This window comes from Kitasatospora sp. NPDC002522 (assembly GCF_053595195.1).
On record NZ_JBSFXE010000003.1, the window covers coordinates 147,278 to 167,918 of the forward strand.

A 20,641-nucleotide genomic window follows, 5' to 3' on the forward strand; every position below is an offset into this window, starting at 1 on the left:
CGGATCGCCCCTCAGTTCACGGACTTGAGGCCGATGACCGCGTAGTCGAGCTGTCCGGCCCAGACCGGGTGGGCGTAGGCGCCGGCGATGTTGGAGCCGACCAGCACCGGCTTCTTCTGCCACACCATCGGGACGGCCGGGGAGGCGTCCATCACCTTGGCGTCCAGGGCGAGCCAGGCCTGGTTGGCCTTCTGCAGGTCCTCCATGCCGGCGATCCGGTCGAGTTCGGCGTTGACCTCGGGGTCGTTGAACCGGGTGATGTCGCCCTGGTTGCCCTTGTCCTTGATCTGCCGGCCGTCGAAGATCATCGGCAGGAAGGTGGCGGCCGACGGGTAGTCAGGACACCAGCCCTGCGCGGCGAGTCCGGGCTGCTTGTCCTTGTCGCCGATGATGGAGTTGACGGCGGTCGGGTCGACGGTGGTGATGGTGACGTCCACGCCGACCCGCTTGAGGCCGGCCTGGATCGCCTCGGCCTGCGCCTTGCCGCCGGTGGAGGTGACCAGTTCGGTGGCGAAGCCGCCGCCGAGGCCCGCCTCGGTGAGCAGCGCCTTGGCCTTGTCCGGGTCGCCGGACGGCTTGATCATGAAGTGGTCGATCGGGTTGCCCGCGGTGAGCACCGGCGGCAGGTAGGTGGTGGCGATGTCGTTGAACGCCGGGCCGCCCATGGCGGCGGCGACGGCCTCCTTGTCGACCGCGTACTGGATCGCCAGGCGGACCTTGGGGTTGTCGAACGGCGCCTTGGTGGTGTTCATGTCCAGCTTGGTGGTGCAGCCGGCGTTCTCGCTGATCAGCCGCTTCTTGACGTCGGGGTTGGTGAGTACCTCGGAGATCTTCGAGGGCGTCAGGTCGACGTAGGAGATGGCGTTCTTGTCGTCGACCTGGTCGGCGATCAGGCGGTCGGCGATGCCGGTGCCCTTGAGGGTCTGGTCCACCACGATCTTGTCGGGGTAGGCCTTGCGCACCGGGTCGCTCGCCGCGTCCCAGTTGGTGTTGCGCACCAGCACCATGCGCTTGCCGCGGTCGTAGCTCTCGATCTTGTACGGGCCGGAGGAGACCGGGTGGTTGGAGTAGTTGGCGCCGGTCTCCTTGGCCTTCGGGACGGGCGAGAAGGTCGGCAGGGTGACGGTGTAGCCGAACTCGGCGACCGGGCGCTTGAGGTGGAAGACGATGGTCTTGGCGTCGGGGACCTCGATCGCCTCCTTGCCGAGCCGCTGGCCGGTGAGCGGGCCCTGGTAGCCGGCCGGGGCGTTGAGGTAGCGCACCGCGTAGTCGGGGCCGCCGGGCAGCTCCGGGGAGAAGGACCGCTCGACGTTGTACTTGATGTCGTCGGCGGTGATCGCCGTGCCGTCCTCGTACTTGAGGTTGTCCTTCAGGTGGAAGGTCCAGGTCTTGGCGCCGTCGCTGGGGGTGCCCAGGTCGGTGGCCAGGTCCGGCTCGATCTTCAGGCCCTCGGCGCCGGGGGCCGCCTTGAAGGTGGTGAGGGTGCGGTAGAGCATCCGGACGCCGACGTCCATCACCGGCATGGTCCAGTTGCGGGCCGGGTCGAGCTGGTCGAAGTCCTGGTTCGACAGGATGGTGAGGGTGCCGCCCTTCACCGGAGTGCCGCCGACGATGCCGTTGCCCTCGGTGGTCACGCCCTGCTGGCCGCCGTTGTCGCTGCTCCCGGCGCTGCTGCTGCACGCGCCGAGTCCGAGGGTGAGGGATGCCGCGATGGCCGCCGCGAGGGCGGCGTGGGTACGCCTGTTCATGTGCAACTCCGGAATGGGGGGCCGCTCAATCGGGGTCTGGCCCTGACTGAGGTGTGACCCGTAACATAGTAATGTGAAATTGCACAGCGCAATGAGGCGGACGGACCGTTATCGAGCCGTGTCCTCGGCCTTACCTGACGGTGTGCAACTCGATTCCCCCTCCCCGTAGTTGCCCCAGGTCAGAGGAGCCGACCCGAGCATGCTTCCAGAATCGTCCGCCGTGTCCACCCCGCCCGTGCTGAACACGGGCAGCCACGACCTCCCGGTCTCCCCCGCCCTGGACGCCTTCATGGGCACCCAGTGGGCCGCCACCCCGCTGCCCGCCGAGGACCGGGTGCCCGGCCACGCCCACTTCCCGGCCCGCCGCGCCCGGCTTGCCGCCGCCTTCCCGGGCGAGCGACTGCTCGTGCCCGCAGGGCAGTTGAAGGTCCGCAGCAACGACTGCGACTACCGTTTCCGCCCGCACAGCGCCTACGCCCACCTCACCGGCCTGACCGGCGAGGAGCAGGTCGGCCACGTCCTGGTGATCGAGCCGGACGGCGAGCCCGTGCTGTACCTGCGCCCGCGCTCACCGCGGGCCGGCGGCTCCGCCGAGTTCTACCGCGACCGCCGCTACGGCGAGTTCTGGGTCGGCCGGCGCGCCGACCTGGCCGAGGCCGCGCAGCTCACCGGGCTGCGCACCGCCCACCTCGACGACCTGCCGAAGCTCTTCACCGGCTCCGTGCCCACCCGGCTGCTCGCCGACGTCGACCCCGCGCTCGACGCGCTGGCCGGCCGCCCGTCCTCGGCCCTGACCGCCCTGGACGGGCAACTCGCGGGCGCGCTCGCCGAGTTGCGCCTGGTCAAGGACGCCTGGGAGGTCGAGCAGCTGCAGCTCTCGGTCGACCACACCACCGCGGGCTTCGAGGACGTGGTCCGCGCCCTGCCCGCCGCACTGCGCCACCACCGCGGCGAGCGCTGGCTGGAGGGCGCCTTCAACCGGCGCGCCCGCGCCGAGGGCAACGGCACCGGCTACGAGACCATCGTCGCCTCCGGCGCCCACGCCTGCGTGCTGCACTGGATCCGCAACGACGGCGCCCTCGACCCGTCCCAGCTGCTGCTGCTCGACGCCGGGGTGGAGACCGACACCCTCTACACCGCCGACGTCACCCGCACCCTGCCGCTCTCCGGCACCTTCTCCCCCGTCCAACGCGACGTCTACCAGCTGGTGCTGGCCGCCCAGGACGCCGCCATCGCCACCCTGCGGCCCGGGGCGTCCTTCCGCGACTTCCACCGCGCCGGCATGCGGGTCATCGCCGAGGGCCTCGCCGAGTGGGGCGTCCTCCCGGTCCCCGCCGAGGAGGCGCTGCGCGAAGACTCCGGCCTCTACCGCCGCTACACCCTCTGCAGCAGCGGCCACATGCTCGGCCTGGACGTCCACGACTGCGCGAAGGCCCGCGCCGAGACGTACCTGGACGGCGTCCTGGAGGAGGGCATGGTCCTCACCGTCGAGCCCGGCCTCTACCTCCAGCCCGACGACCTCACCCTCCCGCCCGAGCTGCGCGGCATCGGCGTCCGCATCGAGGACGACCTCGTCATCACCGCCGACGGCGCCCGGCTGATGTCCGGCGCCCTCCCGCGCACCGTCGACGGCATCGAGGAGTGGATGGGCACGCTGCTGTCCTGACGGAGCGTCAGCCGTCCGACGCCTCGCGCCACAGCGCCCGGGTCAGCTCGGCGGCGGGGCCCGGGCGGGTGCGGCGGTGGGCGGTGCCCGCCCAGAGGTGCATCGCCGTCAGGTCCTCGCGCTTCGCGGCGGCGGCGCGCAGCGGCTGGGTGAGGTGGTGCACCTCCGGGTACGCGGTGGGGGCGTACGCGTCGTGGCGGTCGATGAAGGCGTTGCGCAGGGCGCGGGCGGGGCGGCCGGTGAAGGCCCGGGTGACGGTCGTCGCGGCGAGTTCGGTGAGCGCCCGCCGGTGCGCGGCGGACGCCCCGGACTCGTCGGCGCGCAGGTAGGCGGTGCCGAGCTGGGCGCCGACCGCGCCGGCCCGCAGCGCCGCGGCGATCGCCCGGCCGTCGCCGAGGCCGCCCGCGGCGATCAGCGGAAGGTCCGTCACCTTCCGCACCTCGCCGAGGAGTTGCAGCAGCGGAAGCTCGTTCGGCCGGTCCTCCGCGCGGTGCGTGCCGCGGTGGCCGCCGGCCTCGGGACCTTGCACCACCAGCGCGTCCATGCCGCGGTCGGTGGCGGTGCGGGCCTCCTCCGGGCTGGTGACGGTGCCGAGTTGACGCATCCCGGCGGACCGGAACGCACGCACCTCGGCCCTGGTCGGCAGGCCGAAGGTGTAGGACACGTACGGGACGGGGTCGTTGAACAGCGCGACCAGCTTGGCGTCCCAGTCGTCGCGGTCCGGCGCGACCGCCGCGGGCAGCTCCACGCCCCACTGCATCGCTTCCGGCAGCAGCCGCTCCCGGTACGCGGCGACCGGCTCCGGCGCGGCGGGCGGCCCCGGCACGAACAGGTTCACGCCGAACTCGCGGCCGCCCGTCAACTCCCTGGTGCGGTGGACCTGTTCGACCATGGCGGCGGCACTCCGGTACCCGGCGGCGAGGAATCCCAGCCCGCCCGCCTCGGTGACGGCCGCCACCAGCTCCGGGGTGCTCGCGCCGCCTGCCATCGGCGCCGCGACCAGCGGAATCTCCCAGTCGAACTCCATGCCGTAGCTCCCTACGCCTGACCCGGGGCCCCCTGCGTCCACCCTACGTCGGGCCGCCGCGCTCCCGGCGGGTCTCCGTTCGCCTACGGCGGGTCGCCGCGATCCGGGCCGGCGCCGGATTCCGCTGCGCCGACCGGGTCCGGCCGCGGATTCCGCTCCGCCGACCGCTCTGCGGCTGGCAGAATGACGCGGCTGCGACCGGCGATCGGCAAGGGGGATGCCGCACATGACGATGACTCTCGGCGGGACGAGAGCGGTCGACCCGCTCGGCCGGGCCCTGCGCGGGGCTGCCGTGGGGGCCCTGCTCGGGGCACTGGTGGCGGGTGCGATCGCGGCGATCCAGGCCGTCTCCGAGGCGGGCCGCTGCGGCAAGGGCTGGGGCTGTCTGGGACTCTTCGTCCTGGTGGTGTTCTCGGCCCCGGTGGTGTGCGGCCTGCTCTCCTGGCCGCTGCTGCGGCTGGCGGGCGTCCGCCCGGCCTGGCAGGTCTCCGGCATGGCCGTGCTGGTCATCCTGATCGCCGCCCGCGTGTACGTGCTCGCCACCGCCCGACGGCCCTTCGAGTCCTGGCCCGAACTGGTCCTGTTCGTCGCCGGCTGCTTCGGCCTGACCGCCTTCCTGCTGACGCCCGGCCTGCCGCCCCGCGCCAGGCTCCGGGTCCTGCTCCCGGTGGTCCTGCTCCCCCTCGGCTACCTGCTCCTGACCGGCCGGATCGCCTACCTCCTCTGACCGGCCGAGTGACGGGGGTCACAGGCAGGGGTTGTCACATCGCCGCGGGCCGCGGGGTCAGTCCTTCGACAGCGCACACGAAGCGATCGAAGGAGCCCGACATGGACGCCCGTCTCCCCCACTACTACGGCAGCACGGCCGGTGCGAAGTTCGCCAAGTACATCAACTCGGCCGGGCAGGTGATCACGGCCTCCACCCTGCCGGCCGCCACGCAGGAGCTGGTGAAGATCCGCGCCAGCCAGATCAACGGCTGCGGGTTCTGCACCGACATGCACACCAAGGACGCGGCGCACGCCGGGGAGACCTCGGTGCGGCTGAACCTGGTGGCCGCCTGGCGGGAGGCCACGGTCTTCACCGAGGCGGAGCGCGCCGCACTGGAGCTGACCGAGCAGGGCACCCGGATCGCCGACGCCGCCACCGGGGTCTCCGACGAGGCCTGGGCCGACGCGGCGCGGCACTTCGACGAGGAGCAGCTCGCCGCCCTGGTGTCGCTGATCGCCCTGATCAACGCCTACAACCGGATGAACGTGATCATCCGTCAGCCCGCGGGTGACTACGTCCCGGGGCAGTACGCCTGACGGCCCCGCGATCCGGCGGCCCGGCGCCCGGGTTCGACACCCGGGCCCGGGCCGGACCCGGGTGAGCACAAGGCAACGTCGCGGCAACGGACGGGCAATGCCGTAGAAGCGCGCCTGCCCTATTTCTGTCGGTCGACAGAAAAACGTGCTCCACAGGCTCGTGGAAGGCCGGTGCCCGATGACCACCAGCGCTCCCCCCGTTCCCGTCCAGGCCGCCGAGGGCGTGCCGTATCCGCAGCAACTGCACCGCACGATGGGCCGGTTCGCCTCGTTCGCGGCGGGCTTCTCGTTCATCTCGGTGCTGACCACGGTGTTCCAGCTGTTCTCGTTCGGCTACGGCTTCGCCGGGCCGGCGTTCGTCTGGAGCTGGCCGCTCGTGCTGGGCGGCCAGCTGCTGGTGGCGGCCTGCTTCGCCGAACTGGCCGCCCGCTACCCGATCTCGGGGGCGATCTACCAGTGGGCCTCCCGGCTGGCCTCGCCCGGCTACGGCTGGTTCACGGGGTGGCTGATGGTGCTGGGGCAGGTGGTGGTGGTCGCCGCCGCGGCGCTGGCCCTCCAGGTGGTGCTGCCGGCGCTCTGGTCGGGGTTCCAACTGGTGGGCGGCGATCCCGCGTTGACGGCGCCCAGCGGTGCGGCCAACGCGGTGCTGCTGGGCGGTGCGCTGATCGCGTTCACCACGCTGGTCAACGTGCTGGACAACCGGGTGCTGTCGGCGGTCAACGGGGTGGGCGTGGCCGCCGAGCTGGCCGGGATCGTGCTGATCGCGGTCCTGCTGTTCACCCGCGCCGAGCGCTCCCCGGCGGTGGTGGCGGACACCGGGCACACCGGCGGCTCGGGCGGCTACCTGTGGGTGTTCCTGGTGGGCTCGTTCACGGCGGCCTACGTGCTGATCGGCTTCGACAGCGCGGGCGAGCTCTCCGAGGAGACCCGCGCCCCGCGCCGGACCGCGCCGCGCACCATCCTGCTCGCACTGACCGCGGCGGGCGTCGGCGGCGGACTGCTGCTGCTCGGCGGCCTGCTCGCCGCACCCAGCCTGACCGACGGGCGGCTCGCCACCGAGGGGCTGTCGTACGTGCTGACCGGCGCCCTCGGGGACGGGCTGGGCCGGGTGCTGCTCGCGGACGTCGCGGTGGCGGTGTGCGTGGGCACGCTGGCGATGCAGACGGCGGGCGCGCGGATGGTCTTCTCGATGGCCCGGGACGGCGCCCTCCCCGGCTCCCGGATCCTCGCGGCGGTCTCCCCGCGCACCGGCATGCCCGGCCCGGCGGCGCTGCTGGTCGGCGTGCTGGCGGCCGCCTTCCTGCTGCTCAACCTGGCCGCGCCGGCGGCCTTCGTCGCGCTGGTGGTCGGCGCCCTGCTGGTGCGCCGGCTGCGCGGGCTGCCGATCGGCCCGGACGACGCTCCGACCGCCGACGAGCAGGGCCGCCCGCTGTTCTCACTGGGCCGCTGGGCGCTGCCGGTGAACGCACTCGCGCTGCTGTACGGCGTGGCGATGACGGTCAACCTGGCCTGGCCGCGGGCCGCCGTCTACGACCCGCAGGGCGGCCACTGGTACCTGCGCTGGTTCACCGTGCTGGTCCTCGCGGCAGCGCTGGCAGCCGGCGCCCTCTACCGCACCGCGGTAGCCCGCCGGGAGCGGCGGACGACAGCCGTCCTCCCGTCGGCAGCCTGACACGCTGCCACCGCCCCGGCCCGCCGCCGGGCACCACATCGGCAGGGCCGCAGGCCGGGGCACTCGTCGGCTCCCCGACACTCCGTCGGCGCTCCGGAGTCGCCAGCCGCCCGACAGACCGTCAGCTCCCGGGTCTCTCCCCTCCGCCAGCGCCCCACAGGCGCCCCGCGCTCCGACGTACCGTCAGCCGCCCCTTCCCCCCGGGCGGCTGGTGGTGTTTCAGGGCAGCAGCGTCCGGCCCGCCGCGGCTGCGGCCTCGCGTGCGGCGCGGTCGCAGCCGGCCAGGCGGAGCGCGGCGTCGGCCACGGCGGGGCCGATCCGGTCGGCGGGGTGGGTGCTCCGGTCGCGGATCACGGCGATGCCGCCCTCGACCAGTCCGAGCAGCAGGTCGGTGCGCAGGCGGTGTTCGGCCGCGGGCTCGCCGGGTTCGATCAGGTACAGCAACTCGCCGTAGGCGGCCGTGAGTTCGGCGCGGGCGCGGCGGAAGCGGGCGAACCGCTCACCGCGCACCTCGGGGAGCTGGTAGAGCGCGCCGAGGTTGTACAGGCCGCGGTGCAGCAGGTCGGCGTCGGCGGCGGCGAGGGCCCACAGGCGGGCCGCCGGGTCGGCCGCGGGGAGGGCGAGCAGCCGTTCGGCGAGGGTGAGCGAGGGTTCGACGGTGGACTCCAGCAGGGTGGCGAGGATGTCCTCCTTGCGGGCGAAGTAGTGGTACATCGACGCCTGGCGCAGGCCGGCCCGCTCGGCGACGGCGCGGGTGGTGGTGGCGGTGTAGCCGTCCCGGGTGAACAGCTCGGCGGCGGCGGCCAGCACCTGGTCCCGGGGGCTGAGTCCGCTGTCGGAGGGCCCGCCGGCTCGGGGGCGTCCGACGCGCGCGGGGCGGGGGTTCACGGCGGCCATGATCCCGATCCTCGCACACCGGGGCACCGGTTCCGGCCCGTCCGCTGCTGCATCCGGTCGCCGGCCGGCCCGGTGAGGAGACGGTAACTGCCGTGTTACGCACGGGCAATGGCGCGGACGCCGGTGCTGCCTAATTTCTGTCGCATGACAGAAACCACCGCCGCCGCGAGCGGCACCGCCACCACCGGTGCGGCCCGGGAGCACGCCCGGGCGCAGGCCGGCGCGGTCGTCGACTGCATGCCGATGCTCCCGCCGCCGGACGGCGCCCTGTGGGCGGAGACGGTGCCCGGCGGCGGGTACGCCCACCTGCTGCTGCCGGCCGGCGCGGAGCTGGAGCTGGTCGACCGCGACGGCGACGCCTGCGCGCACCTGCTGCTGTACCTGACCGGGCGGACCTGGGAGCGGCTCAACCCGGCGGACACCGCGAAGGTCCAGTGGAACGCGTACCTGGGCGCGGGCAGCGTGCTGCTCTCCGACCAGGGCCGGGTGCTGGCGACCGTCCTCGCCGACGGCTCCGGCCGCCACGACCTGCTCACCGGCACCTCGGCCCGGGCCCGCAACGAGGCCCGCTACGGGGACGGTTCGGCGCACGGCCCGTCGCCCGCCGGGCGGGAGCTGTTCACCCTGGCCGCCGCCAAGCACGGCCTGGGGCCACGCGACCTGGCGCCGAGCGTCTCGCTCTTCCAGGGGGTGCGGGCGGCGGCCGACGGCTCGCTGCGCTTCACCGGCTCGGCCGGCCCGGGCTCCCGGGTCCTGCTGCGCGCCGAACTCCCGCTGACGGTGCTGGTCGCCAACACCGCGCACCCGCTGGACCCGCGCCCGGAGTACCGGTGCACGCCGCTGCTGCTGCGGTCCCGGCCCGGCCGTCCGACCGGCGCGGACGACCCGCTCGCCACCGCCACCCCGGAGCGGTTGCGCGCCTACCTGAACACCCTCGCCTTCGCCCGCTCCCTCGACTCCGGCCTCCGGGAGGAACGATGACGACCCGTCAGAGCGCCCCGCTGATCGACCGGGTGGTCCCGGCCCGCGCCCCGTGGTCGGCGGTGGTCGCCCGCGGGAACGTCCTCACCCTGACCGACCTCGGCGGCAACCAGGCGGTGGACTGCCTGCTGTACGACGCGCACGACCCGGCGGTGCGCTACAGCGCGCCCGACACCCTGCAGGCCGCCGGGACGCTGTTCCTGACCACCGGCCACACGCTGCTCTCCACCGAGCACACCCCGCTGATGACCGTGGTCGCCGACGACTGCGGCCGGCACGACACCGTCGGCGGGGCCTGCTCCCGCGAGTCGAACACCCTGCGCTACGGGCACCACACCTGGCCGCAGCACGCCTGCGTGGAGAACTTCCTCGCCGAGGGCGCCCGGTGGGGCCTGGGCAAGCGCGACCTGGTGTCCAACCTCAACTGGTACATGAACGTCCCCGTGGAGGCCGACGGCACCCTCGGCATCGTCGACGGCCGCTCCGCGCCGGGCCTGCGGGTGTCGCTGCGCGCCGAGACCGACGTGCTGGTGCTGGTCTCCAACTGCCCGCAGATCAACAACCCCTGCAACGGCTTCGACCCGACGCCGGTGCGGATGACCGTCACCGAGGGAGCCGCGCGATGACCGGCCACGCACCGGGGTTCGACACCCTGCTGATCGCCAACCGCGGCGAGATCGCGGTCCGGATCATCCGCACCGCCCGGGAGCTCGGACTGCGCACGGTCGCGGTCTTCGCCGACCCGGACCGCGCGGCCCCGCACGTCCGGCTGGCCGACCACGCGGTGCGGCTCGGCCCGGCGGCCGCCAAGGAGAGCTACCTGCGCGCCGACCTGGTGCTGGCCGCGGCGCTGGAGACCGGCGCGGGCGCGATCCACCCCGGCTACGGCTTCCTGTCCGAGGACGCGGCCTTCGCCCGCCGGGTGGAGGCCGCGGGCCTGGCCTTCGTCGGCCCGACGCCGGAACAGCTGGAGGTCTTCGGCGCCAAGCACACCGCGCGCGCGGCGGCCGAGGCCGCGGGGGTGCCGCTGCTCCCCGGCACCGGCCTGCTGACCGGCCTGGACGAGGCGCTGGCGGCGGCCGACGCGATCGGCTACCCGGTGATGCTGAAGGCCACCGGCGGCGGGGGCGGCATCGGGATGCGGGCCTGCCGCTCGCCCGCCGAACTGACCGCGGCCTGGGACGTGGTGCAGCGCACCGCCGCGGCCTCCTTCGCCACCGCCGGGGTGTTCCTGGAACGGCTGGTGGAGCACGCCCGGCACGTCGAGGTGCAGGTGTTCGGCGACGGCACGGGCCGGGTGGTCACCCTCGGGGACCGCGACTGCTCGCTCCAGCGCCGCAACCAGAAGGTCCTCGAGGAGGCCCCCGCGCCCGGTCTCCCCGACCTGGTGCGCAAGCAACTCGCCGTCTCCGCCCGGGACCTGTGCGCCTCGGTCGGCTACCGCTCGGCGGGCACGGTGGAGTACGTGTACGACGCGGCGCGCGAGCGGGCCTACTTCCTGGAGGTCAACACCCGCCTGCAGGTGGAGCACCCGGTCACCGAGGCGGTCTACGGGGTGGACCTGGTGGAGTGGATGCTGCGGCTGGCCCGCGGCGAGCGGGACGTGGTGCGCGAGGTCGGCGAGCCGCGCGGCCACGCCGTGGAGGCCCGGCTGTACGCGGAGGACCCGAGCCGTGAACACCGGCCCAGCGCCGGCCGGTTGACCGAGGTGGCGTTCCCGCCGGGGGTGCGGGTGGACACCTGGGTGGAGACCGGGACCGAGGTGACCGCAGCCTACGACCCGATGCTGGCCAAGGTGGTGGTGCACGGCGCGGACCGGGCCGAGACCCTGGACCGGCTCGGCGCGGCCCTGGACGGCACCCGGGTGGCCGGGATCGAGACCAACCTGGGCCTGCTGCGGGCGATCACCGGCCTGCCGCAGCTGCGCGCCGCCGAGCACCACACCGGGACGCTGGCCGCCGTCGCCGACCCGACGCCGCGGATCGAGGTGCTCCGGGCCGGCACCCTCACCACCGTCCAGGACTGGCCCGGCCGCACCGGCTACTGGCACGTCGGGGTGCCGCCGTGCGGGCCGATGGACGACCTGTCGTTCCGGCTCGGCAACCGGGCCCTCGGCAACCCGGAGGGCGCCCCCGGCCTGGAGTGCACCCTGCTCGGCCCGGCGCTCCGCTTCACCGCCCCGACCTGGGTGTGCGTCACCGGCGCGCCCGCCGAGGTGACGGTCGACGGCGCGCCCGTCCCGCAGTGGGAGCCGGTGCGCGTCCCGGCCGGCGGCGAGCTGGCCGTCGGCGCGCCGCCCGGCCCGGGCCTGCGCACCTACCTGCTGCTCGCGGGCGGACTCGACGTCCCGGACTTCCTCGGCAGCGCCGCGACCTTCACGCTCGGCGCGTTCGGTGGCCACGGCGGCCGCGAGCTGCGCGCCGGGGACGTGCTGCACGGCGGCACGGACCGGCTCGGCCCGGGCGCCGGACCGGTCGCCGAGCGGCCCGCGTTCACCTCCGACTGGGCCCTGCCGGTGGTCGAAGGTCCGCACGCCGCACCGGAGTTCTTCACCGCCGACGACATGGCCGAGTTCTACGCCGCCGACTGGTCGGTGCACTTCAACAGCGCCCGCACCGGCGTCCGGCTGGTCGGCCCGAAGCCGTCCTGGGCCCGCCCGGACGGCGGCGAGGCCGGCCTGCACCCGTCCAACATCCACGACACCCCGTACGCGGTCGGCGCGGTCGACTTCACCGGCGACATGCCGGTGCTGCTCGGCCCGGACGGCCCCTCGCTCGGCGGCTTCGTCTGCCCGGCGACCGTCGTCAGCGGCCAGCGCTGGAAGCTCGGCCAGCTGCGCCCCGGCGACCGGGTGCGCTTCGTCCCGGTCTCCGAGGACGCCGCCTCCCGGCTGCGCGCCCGCCCCGACGGCGACCCGGTGGCCGACCGCGCCCCGGTCACCGACGGCGGTGTGCTGGCCCGGCTGGCCGCCACCGCCGACCGGCCGGAGGTCACCTACCGGCGCAGCGGCGACGACAACCTGCTGGTGGAGTACGGCCCGATGCAGCTCGACCTGGCGCTGCGGATGCGCGTGAACGCCCTGGCGCAGCGCCTGGGCGAACTGGACCTGCCGGGCGTCGTCGACCTGACCCCGGGGATCCGCTCGCTCCAGGTGCACGTCGACCCGGACGCTTTGACGACAAATCAACTTCTCGACCTGGTGCGGGAGGTGGAGGCCGGACTGCCGGCCACCGACCGGCTCCGGGTGCCCAGCCGCACCGTCCACCTCCCGCTGTCCTGGGACGACCCGGCCACCCGGGAGGCGATCGAGCGCTACATGGCGGGCGTCCGCGACGACGCGCCGTGGTGCCCGTGGAACATCGAGTTCATCCGCCGGATCAACGGCCTCGCGAGCGTCGAGGAGGTGTACCGGACGGTGTTCGACGCCGAGTACCTGGTGCTGGGCCTCGGCGACGTGTACCTGGGCGCGCCGGTCGCCACCCCGCTCGACCCGCGGCACCGGCTGGTCACCACCAAGTACAACCCGGCACGGACCTGGACGGCGGAGAACTCGGTCGGCATCGGCGGGGCGTACCTGTGCGTCTACGGCATGGAGGGCCCGGGCGGCTACCAGTTCGTCGGGCGGACGGTGCAGATGTGGTCCGGCTGGCAGCAACGCGGCCCGTTCCGGGCGGGCGTGCCCTGGCTGCTGCGCTTCTTCGACCGGATCCGCTGGTACCCGGTGTCGGCGGCCGAACTGCTCGAGATGCGCGCCGACATGGCCGCCGGGCGGCTCGAACTGCGGATCGAGGAGGGTGAGTTCTCGCTGGCCGAGCACCTGGAGCTGCTCGACCGGCAGGCCGCGCCGATCGCCGCGTTCCGGGAGCGCCAGGCCGCGGCCTTCGCCGCCGAGCGCCATGCCTGGGAACTCGCGGGCGAGTTCGACCGGGCCGCGGACGCCGCCGCGGGCACCCCGCCGCCGGCCGGGCCGGTGGACGTGCCGGACGGCGGGGCGCTGGTCGCCGCGGAGTTCACCGCCGCGGTCTGGAAGGTCGACGTGGCGGTCGGCCAACCCGTGCGCGCCGGACAGCAGTTGCTGGCGGTGGAGGCAATGAAGATGGAGTCGTCGATCACCTCCCCGCAGGACGGCGTGGTCGTCGAGGTGCTGGTCACCCCGGGCGACCAGGTCGAGCCCGGCACCGCGCTGCTGGTGCTGGCCGCCGCGTCCTGAGACCGCCCCCCGCCTTTCCCCGTCCCGTCGCTGAGAGGACCTCCGCCGATGCTGATCCCCACCGCCCCCGCGCTCGCCCGGGTCCGGGACGCCTACCGCCGGATCGCGGCCGCCGACCGGCCCGAGGTGTGGATCGACCTACGGCCCCAGGACGGGCCGGAGGCGGAGGCCGCCGCGGTGGACGCCCGGGTGGCGGCGGGCGAGCACCTGCCGCTGGCCGGGCTGGTGCTCGCAGTCAAGGGCAACATCGACGTGGCGGGTCTGCCGACCACCGCCGGGTGCCCGTCCTACGCGTACCGGCCGGCGGCGGACGCCCCGGCGGTGGCCCGCCTGCGCGCGGCGGGCGCGGTGGTCCTCGGCACCACCAACCTGGACCAGTTCGCCACCGGCCTGGTCGGCACCCGCAGCCCGTACGGGGCGGTGCGGGGCGCCGTCGATCCCACCCGGATCTCGGGCGGGTCCAGCTCGGGTTCGGCAGTCGCGGTCGCGCTGGGCCTGGTCGACCTGGCGCTGGGCACCGACACCGCGGGCTCCGGCCGGGTGCCCGCCGCGCTCAACGGCGTCGTCGGTCTGAAGGGCGCCCCCGGGGCCGTCCCCACCGCCGGGGTGGTGCCCGCCTGCCGCAGCCTGGACTGCGTCTCGGTCTTCGCCCGCACCACCGAACTGGCCCTCGCCGCCCACCGGTTGATGGCCGACCCGGCGCCGCAACCGGCCCGCGCCCCCGGCCCGTGGCGAGTCGCCGTCCCCCGGCCCGAGCAGCTCGGCGAGCTGGCCGAGGGCTGGTCCGCCGCGTTCCGGCGGGCCGCCGCCGCCTTCCCGGCGGCGCGCGAGCTCGACCTGACCCCGTTCAGCACGGTCGCCGCGATGCTCTACGACGGCGCGTTCGCCGCCGAACGGTACGACGCGGTCGGCGAGTTCCTCGCCCGGGGCGGCCCCGACCTGGACCCGACGGTCCGTCGGATCGTGCTGGCCGCGGGCGAACTCCCGGCGCACCGGCTGTTCCGCGACCGCGCCCGGCTGGCCGACCTGCGCGAGGCGGCGCTCGCCGAACTCGGCGACGCGGACGCCCTGCTGCTCCCCACCACCACCGGCCACCCGACGCTCGCGGAGGTCGCCGCCGACCCCGTCGGCAGCAACGCCCGGCTCGGACGGTTCACCAACTCCGCCAACCTGCTGGGCCTGTGCGCGCTCGCGGTGCCGGCCGGCGAGGTCGACGGCCTGCCCTTCGGCGTCATGCTGGTCGGGCGGCCGCACACCGAGGACCGGCTCGCCGCGATCGCCGCCCAGCTGACCGACCCGCCGGTCCCGTTGGCGGTCTTCGGCGCCCACCTGACCGGGCAGCCCCTCAACGGCCACCTGCTGGCCCTCGGCGCCCACCTGGCCGGAGCGGTGTCCACCGCCGCGGAGTACCGGCTGTACGCCCTGCCGACCGACCCGCCCAAGCCCGGGCTGGTGGCGGTCGCGGACGGCGGCGCCGCGATCGGGGGCGAACTGTGGCTGCTCCCCCCGGCCGGCCTCGCCCGCCTGCTCGCCACCCTCCCCGCCCCGATGCTGCTCGGCCCGGTCCGCCTCGCCGACGGCAGGACCGTCCCCGGCTTCCGCTGCGACCCGGCCGGTGCGGCCGGAGCCCCGGACATCACCCACCACGGCTCCTGGCCCGCGTACCTCGCCGCCCGGAAGTGACGGCACGTCAGAGCTCGGCGGCGGCGGTCCGCAGGTCGGTCTCCCAGGCGGCGTACGCCTCGGGGTTGTACAGCTGGACGTCGGTGAGGCAGCGCGTGCAGCACTCTCCGCCGGCGACGCGCAGGAAACGCAGTTCGAGGTCGTCGGCGTCCTCCCCCTCCACCCCGGACACCGCGGCGGCCACCTCCAGCGCGGTGGCCGCACCGGACAGCAGGCGCAGGGCAAGATCCCGCAGCAGATACCGCTCGGCCCGGCCGACCGTCGGCAGGCCCACCCCGAGCTCGCCCACGGCCGCCTCCAGCAACGCCTGCAGCACCCCCGTCTCCTCCCGCCGCGCCCGCCCCGCCAGGTCACACAGCGCCGGCGAGTCATAGCCCGCAGCCAGCAACTCGGCAGCAGCCATCGGCAGTTCCTCGGGCATGACCTGCCAGGCGACATACCGCCAGGCCAGCGTGTGCACAGCATCCATCCCGCCATCCTGCCGCCCCGAACCCCGCCACCACCAGCGGTTATCCCCCGGCGGTCAGCGCTCCACAAGGCAGACCAACCCGCCCGCAAGGCCACAGGCACAGAAGTCGACCCATCCGACCCCCGCCGGAGGCGGTCAGCGTTCCACGGGGCGGATCAACCCGCTGGCGAGGCCGGAGGCGATGGCGGAGGTGCGGGAGTCGACGCCGAGCTTGTCGTAGATGTGGACCAGGTGGGTCTTGACGGTGGCTTCGCTGATGAACAGTCGCTTGGAGATCTGCCGGTTGGGCAGGCCCTCGGCGAGGAGTTGGAGGATCTCGGCCTCGCGCGGGGAGAGCGAGGGACGGCCGGCCCGGACCCGGCCGAGGAGGCGGGCGGCGACGGGCGGCGCGAGGACGGTCTCGCCGCGGGCGGTGGCCCGGATCGCGGCGGCCACCTCCTCGGGCGGGGCGTCCTTGAGCAGGTAGCCGGTGGCGCCCGCCTCGACCGCGGCGAGGATGTCCGCGTCGGTGGAGTAGGTGGTGAGGATCAGCACGGCCGGCGGCGCGGGCAGCGCGGTGATCCGCCGGGTCGCCTCGACCCCGTGCATGCCGGCACCCATCTGAAGGTCCATCAGCACGACGTCCGGCCGCCGCTCCGACGGCAGTTCGGCGATCAGCGCGAGGGCCGCCGCACCGTCCGCGGCCTCGCCGACCGCGGTGACGTCCGGCAGGTCGTCGACCATGGCGCGCAGTCCGCGCCGCACCACGGGGTGGTCGTCCACCACCAGCACCCGGATCACCGCCGCACCCCCGCGAGCACCAGGCGCCGCACCCGACCGACCCGCGCCGCCCCGGCCATCGCGCCCACGCGCAGCACACGCCCGTCGTCCGCGTCCTCCTCCGGGACGGCGCCGGCGCCGGCCGGAGCGCTCGGGCTCTCGATCGCCCGCAGCGGCAGCGACACCGCGACGGCGGTGCCTTCCCCGGGGGCGGATTCGACGGTGAGGCTGCCGCCGAGCGCGGCGATCCGTTCGCGCATGCCGTGCAGGCCGAACGAGCCGGGGCCGGGCGCGGTGCTGGGGTCGAAGCCGACGCCGTCGTCGTAGACGTCGAGGGTGACCGCGTCGTCGAGGTAGGCGAGAGTGACGGCGATGTGCCGGGCGGCGGCGTGCCGGACGGCGTTGGCGAGGGCCTCCTGGGTGAGGCGCAGCAGCGCGACCTCGGCTTCGACGGGGAGGGGGTAGGGGGCGCCGTCGAGGTGGAAGGCGGCGTCGGCGGCGGTGGCGAGCCGGCGCAGCGCATCGGTGAGGGTCGCGTCGTCGAGCGCGGGCGGGGTGAGGGCGTGGACGAAGCGGCGGGCTTCGGCGAGGTTCCCGGCGGCGGTCTGTTCGACCTCGCGCAGCAGGGCGCCCGCCGCCTGCGGGTCGGCGGGGAGTTCGGCGGCGGCCTCGCGGGCGAGCAGCACGATGCCGGCCAGGCCCTGGGCGAGGGTGTCGTGGATCTCCCGGGCCAGGCGCTGGCGTTCGGCGAGGCGGCCGGCTTCGCGCTGGCTGGCGGCGAGTTCGTCGCGGGTGCGGACCAGGTCGTCGATGAGCCGCTGGCGGGCCCGGCTCTCGCGGTAGAGCGCGGCGTAGCCGTACGCGGTGAGCAGCGCGACGGCGGCGCCGGCCAGCGGGCCGATGACCTTCGCGGTGGTCAGCCCGCCGGGCGTGGTGGCCTGCGCGGCGATCACCGCGGCGGTGAGCGCGCCGACCGCGGGCAGCGCCCAGCGCAGCGGCAGCACGTGCAGGCAGACGAAGTACAGCGGGAACGCCAGGTAGCTGAACTCGGGGTGCTGGAGCGTCAGTTCGATCCACAGCAGGGCGACGGCGAGCAGCCACAGGGTGCCCAGCGCGCGGGACTCGCGGATCTGCCGGACCACCCCGCCGGCCGCGTACGCGACGGCGAGCGCCCCGGCGGTGGCCCAGCCGGCCGGGCCCAGCCGGCCGTCGGCCGCGGCGCGGACCAGCAGCACGGCGAGCAGGGTGAAGAACAGGCCGTGCACGGCGAGGTTGGCCATCCGCAACGCGGGGGTGGACCGGGTGTGGTCGTCGTCGGCGCTGCTCGGGGCGGCTGCTGGTTCGGTACGGGGCACGCCTTCCGAGGGTACGGGGTGCACGCCGCCGTGCCGCGCGGCGCGGCATCAACCGTTCGATGGATTTTCGGGTGCACCTCTTGTGGGGTCCGCAGTCCCCTCCTCTCCCTGATGGCAGCGGTCGTCGCGGCGGCGAGGCTGGAGCGGTAGTCGAGTCCCGACTCCGCACGTCCTCGAAGTCCGAACTTCCCGGAAGGTTCCCGTGTTCGTCGCACTGCGTGACATCCGTTTTGCCAGGGGGCGGTTCGCCCTGATGGGCGCGGTCGTCACCCTGATCACGACCCTGGTGGTGTTCCTGTACGGCCTGACCGGCGGGCTGGCCTCGGCGGCCTCCTCTACGGTCGCCGAACTCCCCGTCGACAGCGTGGTGTTCGGCGCCGCGCCGGGTGCCGAGCCGGAGGTGTCGTTCGCCTCCAGCACGCTGACGCCGGATCAGCTCGCCCGGGTGGCGGCCGCGCCGGGCGCGGGCGCGGTCTCCCCGCTGGGGGTGGCGATGAGCCGGCTGACCACCGCCGACGGCGCGGCCTCGGTGAGCGTGCTGGGCACCGACGCCGCGCTGCTGCCGCCGCTGTCCGCGGGCGCCGCGCCGAAGGACGGCGAGCTGGCGGTCGGCGCGGACACCGCCGCGAAGTACCACCTCTCCCCCGGCACGCAGGTCACCGTCGGACCCGAGCACCTGACGGTCGTCGCGGTCACCGCCGAGCGTTCGCTCTCGCACGCGCCGAGCGTGTGGACCACCCCGGCGACCTGGCAGCGGGTCTCCGGCCAGAAGCAGCCCACCGCGGCGGCCGTCCGCGGCACCCCGCACGGCCTGCCCGCCGACCTCAAGGCGGTCGGCAAGGACGACGCGCTGGCCGGGATCAACGGCTACGCGGCCGAGCAGGGCAGCCTGCAGCTGATCCAGGGCTTCCTGTTCGCGGTGAGCGCGCTGGTCGTCGGCGCGTTCTTCACGGTGTGGACGGTGCAGCGCAAGCCGGACATCGCGGTGCTGAAGGCGGTCGGCGCGTCCAGCGGCTACCTGGTGCGCGACGCGCTGGCGCAGGCCGCGGCGGTCCTGCTGGCGGGTGCGCTGCTGGGCGGCGCGGTGGGCGCGGTCGGCGGGGCGTTCGCCTCGGCGGCGGTGCCGTTCGACGTCTCGGCGCTGACCGTGGCGGTGCCGGTCACCGCGATGGTGCTGCTGGGCCTGCTGGGCGCGGTGCTCGCGGTGCGCCGGATCACCGCCGTCGACCCGCTTGCGGCGCTGGGGGCGAACCGATGACGCCCCGTCAGCCCCTCACCTCACCGAGCCCCGGGAGCCCCCGCATGACCACCGCCCTCCAGGCCGTCCGCACCGGCCTCGCCCTGCGCGGGGTCACCCTCACCTACCCGGACGGCGACGCCCGGCTGACCGCCCTGGACGCCGTCGACCTGACCGTCGCCCCCGGCGAGTTCACCGCGGTGGCGGGCCCGTCCGGCTCCGGCAAGTCCAGCCTGCTCGCGGTCGCCGCGACGCTGCTGCGCCCGGACACCGGGCAGGTGCTGGTCGACGGCGTCGACGCGGGCGCCCTGGGCGAGCGGCAGCGCACCGCGCTGCGCCGCGAGCGGCTCGGCATCGTCTTCCAGCAGTCCAACCTGCTGGCCTCACTGACCGCCGTGGAGCAGCTGCTGGTCCTGGAGTCGGTCCGCGGCCGCCGGCCGTCCGCCGCCCGCCGCCGGGCCGAGGACCTGCTCGCCTCGGTCGGCCTGGACGGCGCCAAGCAGCGCCGCCGCCCGCACCAGCTGTCCGGCGGCGAGCGCCAGCGGGTGAACATCGCCCGTGCCCTCTTCGGCAGCCCCTCGGTGCTGCTGGTGGACGAACCCACCTCGGCCCTCGACCACGAACGCGGCGCGCAGATCGTCGACCTGCTGCGCGAGATCACCCGCACCCACGGGACCGCCACCGTCATGGTCACCCACGACCGCGACCTCCTCGGCCGGGTCGACCGCGTCCTGGAGATGCACGACGGCCGCCTCACCGAACCCGGCAGCGGCTGCTAGCCCGGAAGCCCCGAGCCCGGCCAGGCGGAGCGGAGCCTGCGACCGGGCGTCGGCGGCCGGGCATCCGGAGGCGCACGAAACCGGCCCCACGACTGGCGCGGGCCGGCCGCAGGCCGTCAGCGGCCGGGCAGGCGCAGAGCGGTGGGGGCGGGCTGCTCGTCGGCGGCCCAGAGGTGGCGGACGTGGCCGAGGTGGCGGGTCATGCACTCCTCGGCGGCCTTGGCGTCGCCGGTGAGCATGACGTCGAGGAGTTCCTGGTGCTCCTCGGCGGAGGAGACCAGTTCGCCGCGCTGGTCGAGCCGGTTGAGGCCGTAGAGGCGGGAGCGCTTGCGCAGGTCGCCGACGGTCTCCACCAGGCGGGCGTTGCCGGCCAGGGCGAGCAGGTCGAGGTGGAACTGGCGGTCGGCCTCCAGGTAGCCGATCAGGTCGTGCTTGCGCGCGGCGGCGACGATCGCCTCGGCCTGTGGGCGCAGCGCCTCCAGCTGCTCGGCGGTGGCGGTGCGGGTGACCTGGCCGACCGTGGGGACCTCGATCAGCGCGCGGATCTCGGTGAACTCGTCGAGGTCGCGCTCGCTCAGCTCGGTGACCCGGAAGCCCTTGTTGCGGACGGCCTCGACCAGGCCCTCGCGGGCCAGGTCGAGCATCGCCTCGCGGACGGGGGTGGCGGAGACACCGAAGTCGGCGGCCAGCGCCGGGGCGGAGTAGACCACGCCGGGGCGCAGCTCGCCGGAGATCAGCGCGGCGCGCAGGGCGTGGGCGACCTGGTCGCGCAGCCGCTCCTGGACGGAGATGAGGTTGCGGGGCTTCAGGTCGGCCATGGTGCTCCTCCGGAGGTTCAACAGAACCTCATTGT

At 74.9% G+C, this 20,641-nt stretch carries 17 protein-coding genes; 10 read left to right on the forward strand and 7 right to left on the reverse strand.

Translation table 11 applies throughout. From position 1 onward, the window contains the following. Positions 1 to 11: 11 nt before the first annotated feature. Positions 12 to 1,748 (reverse strand): ABC transporter substrate-binding protein, encoded by a 1,737-nt coding sequence (locus tag ACWD4U_RS03685; protein WP_363449275.1) that lies wholly within the window; start codon positions 1,746 to 1,748, stop codon positions 12 to 14. Positions 1,749 to 1,968: 220 nt separating this feature from the next. On the opposite strand from ACWD4U_RS03685, the gene ACWD4U_RS03690 reads away from it, so the two are divergent. Then, positions 1,969 to 3,414, forward strand: a complete 1,446-nt coding sequence (locus ACWD4U_RS03690) for an aminopeptidase P family protein (RefSeq protein ID WP_449787088.1) — start codon at positions 1,969 to 1,971, stop codon at positions 3,412 to 3,414. A gap of 7 nt (positions 3,415 to 3,421) precedes the next feature. Here the strand turns inward: ACWD4U_RS03690 and ACWD4U_RS03695 are convergent, their stop codons facing one another. Next, entirely contained in the window at positions 3,422 to 4,441 is a 1,020-nt protein-coding gene (locus ACWD4U_RS03695) for a nitronate monooxygenase (RefSeq protein ID WP_363449271.1), read from the reverse strand. A gap of 226 nt (positions 4,442 to 4,667) precedes the next feature. On the opposite strand from ACWD4U_RS03695, the gene ACWD4U_RS03700 reads away from it, so the two are divergent. From ACWD4U_RS03700 to ACWD4U_RS03710, 3 genes are all read left to right on the forward strand, one after another. After that, complete coding sequence (locus ACWD4U_RS03700; protein ID WP_363449269.1) at positions 4,668 to 5,168, forward strand: hypothetical protein; 501 nt, start codon at positions 4,668 to 4,670, stop codon at positions 5,166 to 5,168. Positions 5,169 to 5,269: 101 nt separating this feature from the next. Continuing rightward, positions 5,270 to 5,746 carry a carboxymuconolactone decarboxylase family protein gene (locus ACWD4U_RS03705; protein ID WP_363449267.1) on the forward strand — a complete coding sequence of 159 codons (477 nt, stop codon included), beginning with the start codon at positions 5,270 to 5,272 and terminating at the stop codon, positions 5,744 to 5,746. 178 nt (positions 5,747 to 5,924) lie between these two features. Further along, positions 5,925 to 7,418, forward strand: a complete 1,494-nt coding sequence (locus ACWD4U_RS03710) for an amino acid permease (protein ID WP_363449265.1) — start codon at positions 5,925 to 5,927, stop codon at positions 7,416 to 7,418. A 219-nt stretch (positions 7,419 to 7,637) separates the two neighbouring features. On the opposite strand, the gene ACWD4U_RS03715 is transcribed toward ACWD4U_RS03710, so the two are convergent. Beyond that, complete coding sequence (locus ACWD4U_RS03715; RefSeq protein WP_363449263.1) at positions 7,638 to 8,315, reverse strand: TetR/AcrR family transcriptional regulator; 678 nt, start codon at positions 8,313 to 8,315, stop codon at positions 7,638 to 7,640. Between the two features lie 144 nt (positions 8,316 to 8,459). Here ACWD4U_RS03715 and ACWD4U_RS03720 point away from each other — a divergent pair, with 144 nt between their 5' ends. From ACWD4U_RS03720 to atzF, 4 genes are read left to right on the forward strand one after another with little or no spacing between them, the layout of a single operon-like run. Next, positions 8,460 to 9,296: an urea amidolyase associated protein UAAP1 gene (locus ACWD4U_RS03720; protein ID WP_363449261.1), complete on the forward strand. Its 837-nt coding sequence runs from the start codon at positions 8,460 to 8,462 to the stop codon at positions 9,294 to 9,296. Then, a complete protein-coding gene (locus ACWD4U_RS03725; protein WP_363449259.1) occupies positions 9,293 to 9,922 on the forward strand; it encodes an urea amidolyase associated protein UAAP2 in 630 nt (209 codons plus the stop codon). The genes ACWD4U_RS03720 and ACWD4U_RS03725 overlap by 4 nt, the downstream gene beginning before the upstream one ends. Then, complete coding sequence (gene uca / locus ACWD4U_RS03730) at positions 9,919 to 13,506, forward strand: urea carboxylase (RefSeq protein ID WP_363449257.1); 3,588 nt, start codon at positions 9,919 to 9,921, stop codon at positions 13,504 to 13,506. Before ACWD4U_RS03725 ends, uca begins: the two co-directional genes overlap by 4 nt. Positions 13,507 to 13,554: 48 nt before the next feature. Continuing rightward, on the forward strand, positions 13,555 to 15,189 hold the full coding sequence (gene atzF / locus ACWD4U_RS03735) for an allophanate hydrolase (protein ID WP_363449255.1): 1,635 nt from the start codon (positions 13,555 to 13,557) through the stop codon (positions 15,187 to 15,189). A gap of 7 nt (positions 15,190 to 15,196) precedes the next feature. Here atzF and ACWD4U_RS03740 read toward each other — a convergent pair whose 3' ends face one another. The 3 genes from ACWD4U_RS03740 to ACWD4U_RS03750 form a co-directional block, all read right to left on the reverse strand. After that, positions 15,197 to 15,658, reverse strand: coding sequence for a hypothetical protein (locus tag ACWD4U_RS03740; RefSeq protein ID WP_363449253.1), 462 nt, complete (start codon positions 15,656 to 15,658; stop codon positions 15,197 to 15,199). A 135-nt stretch (positions 15,659 to 15,793) separates the two neighbouring features. After that, entirely contained in the window at positions 15,794 to 16,438 is a 645-nt protein-coding gene (locus ACWD4U_RS03745) for a response regulator transcription factor (protein WP_363449251.1), read from the reverse strand. After that, a complete protein-coding gene (locus ACWD4U_RS03750; RefSeq protein WP_363449249.1) occupies positions 16,435 to 17,772 on the reverse strand; it encodes a sensor histidine kinase in 1,338 nt (445 codons plus the stop codon). The genes ACWD4U_RS03745 and ACWD4U_RS03750 overlap by 4 nt, the downstream gene beginning before the upstream one ends. 202 nt (positions 17,773 to 17,974) lie before the next feature. Between ACWD4U_RS03750 and ACWD4U_RS03755 the strand changes: the two genes are divergently transcribed. Further along, positions 17,975 to 19,030 carry an ABC transporter permease gene (locus tag ACWD4U_RS03755; protein ID WP_363449247.1) on the forward strand — a complete coding sequence of 352 codons (1,056 nt, stop codon included), beginning with the start codon at positions 17,975 to 17,977 and terminating at the stop codon, positions 19,028 to 19,030. Between the two features lie 44 nt (positions 19,031 to 19,074). Further along, the gene (locus tag ACWD4U_RS03760) at positions 19,075 to 19,788 is read left to right on the forward strand and encodes an ABC transporter ATP-binding protein (protein WP_363449245.1); all 714 of its coding nucleotides are present in this window, start codon (positions 19,075 to 19,077) and stop codon (positions 19,786 to 19,788) included. A 116-nt stretch (positions 19,789 to 19,904) separates the two neighbouring features. Here ACWD4U_RS03760 and ACWD4U_RS03765 read toward each other — a convergent pair whose 3' ends face one another. Beyond that, entirely contained in the window at positions 19,905 to 20,606 is a 702-nt protein-coding gene (locus ACWD4U_RS03765) for a GntR family transcriptional regulator (protein ID WP_363449243.1), read from the reverse strand. Between the last annotated feature and the right edge of the window lie 35 nt (positions 20,607 to 20,641).

What these genes read in the sequence shown, in the direction of transcription:
- uca (WP_363449257.1), top strand. Translation starts at nt 9,919, where the DNA reads ATGACCGGCCACGCACCGGGGTTCGACACCCTGCTGATCGCCAACCGC.
- atzF (WP_363449255.1), top strand. Translation starts at nt 13,555, where the DNA reads ATGCTGATCCCCACCGCCCCCGCGCTCGCCCGGGTCCGGGACGCCTAC.
- ACWD4U_RS03705 (WP_363449267.1), top strand. Translation starts at nt 5,270, where the DNA reads ATGGACGCCCGTCTCCCCCACTACTACGGCAGCACGGCCGGTGCGAAG.
- ACWD4U_RS03700 (WP_363449269.1), top strand. Translation starts at nt 4,668, where the DNA reads ATGACGATGACTCTCGGCGGGACGAGAGCGGTCGACCCGCTCGGCCGG.
- ACWD4U_RS03695 (WP_363449271.1), bottom strand. Translation starts at nt 4,441, where the DNA reads ATGGAGTTCGACTGGGAGATTCCGCTGGTCGCGGCGCCGATGGCAGGC.
- ACWD4U_RS03710 (WP_363449265.1), top strand. Translation starts at nt 5,925, where the DNA reads ATGACCACCAGCGCTCCCCCCGTTCCCGTCCAGGCCGCCGAGGGCGTG.
- ACWD4U_RS03765 (WP_363449243.1), bottom strand. Translation starts at nt 20,606, where the DNA reads ATGGCCGACCTGAAGCCCCGCAACCTCATCTCCGTCCAGGAGCGGCTG.
- ACWD4U_RS03720 (WP_363449261.1), top strand. Translation starts at nt 8,460, where the DNA reads ATGACAGAAACCACCGCCGCCGCGAGCGGCACCGCCACCACCGGTGCG.
- ACWD4U_RS03685 (WP_363449275.1), bottom strand. Translation starts at nt 1,748, where the DNA reads ATGAACAGGCGTACCCACGCCGCCCTCGCGGCGGCCATCGCGGCATCC.
- ACWD4U_RS03740 (WP_363449253.1), bottom strand. Translation starts at nt 15,658, where the DNA reads ATGGATGCTGTGCACACGCTGGCCTGGCGGTATGTCGCCTGGCAGGTC.
- ACWD4U_RS03715 (WP_363449263.1), bottom strand. Translation starts at nt 8,315, where the DNA reads ATGGCCGCCGTGAACCCCCGCCCCGCGCGCGTCGGACGCCCCCGAGCC.
- ACWD4U_RS03725 (WP_363449259.1), top strand. Translation starts at nt 9,293, where the DNA reads ATGACGACCCGTCAGAGCGCCCCGCTGATCGACCGGGTGGTCCCGGCC.
- ACWD4U_RS03760 (WP_363449245.1), top strand. Translation starts at nt 19,075, where the DNA reads ATGACCACCGCCCTCCAGGCCGTCCGCACCGGCCTCGCCCTGCGCGGG.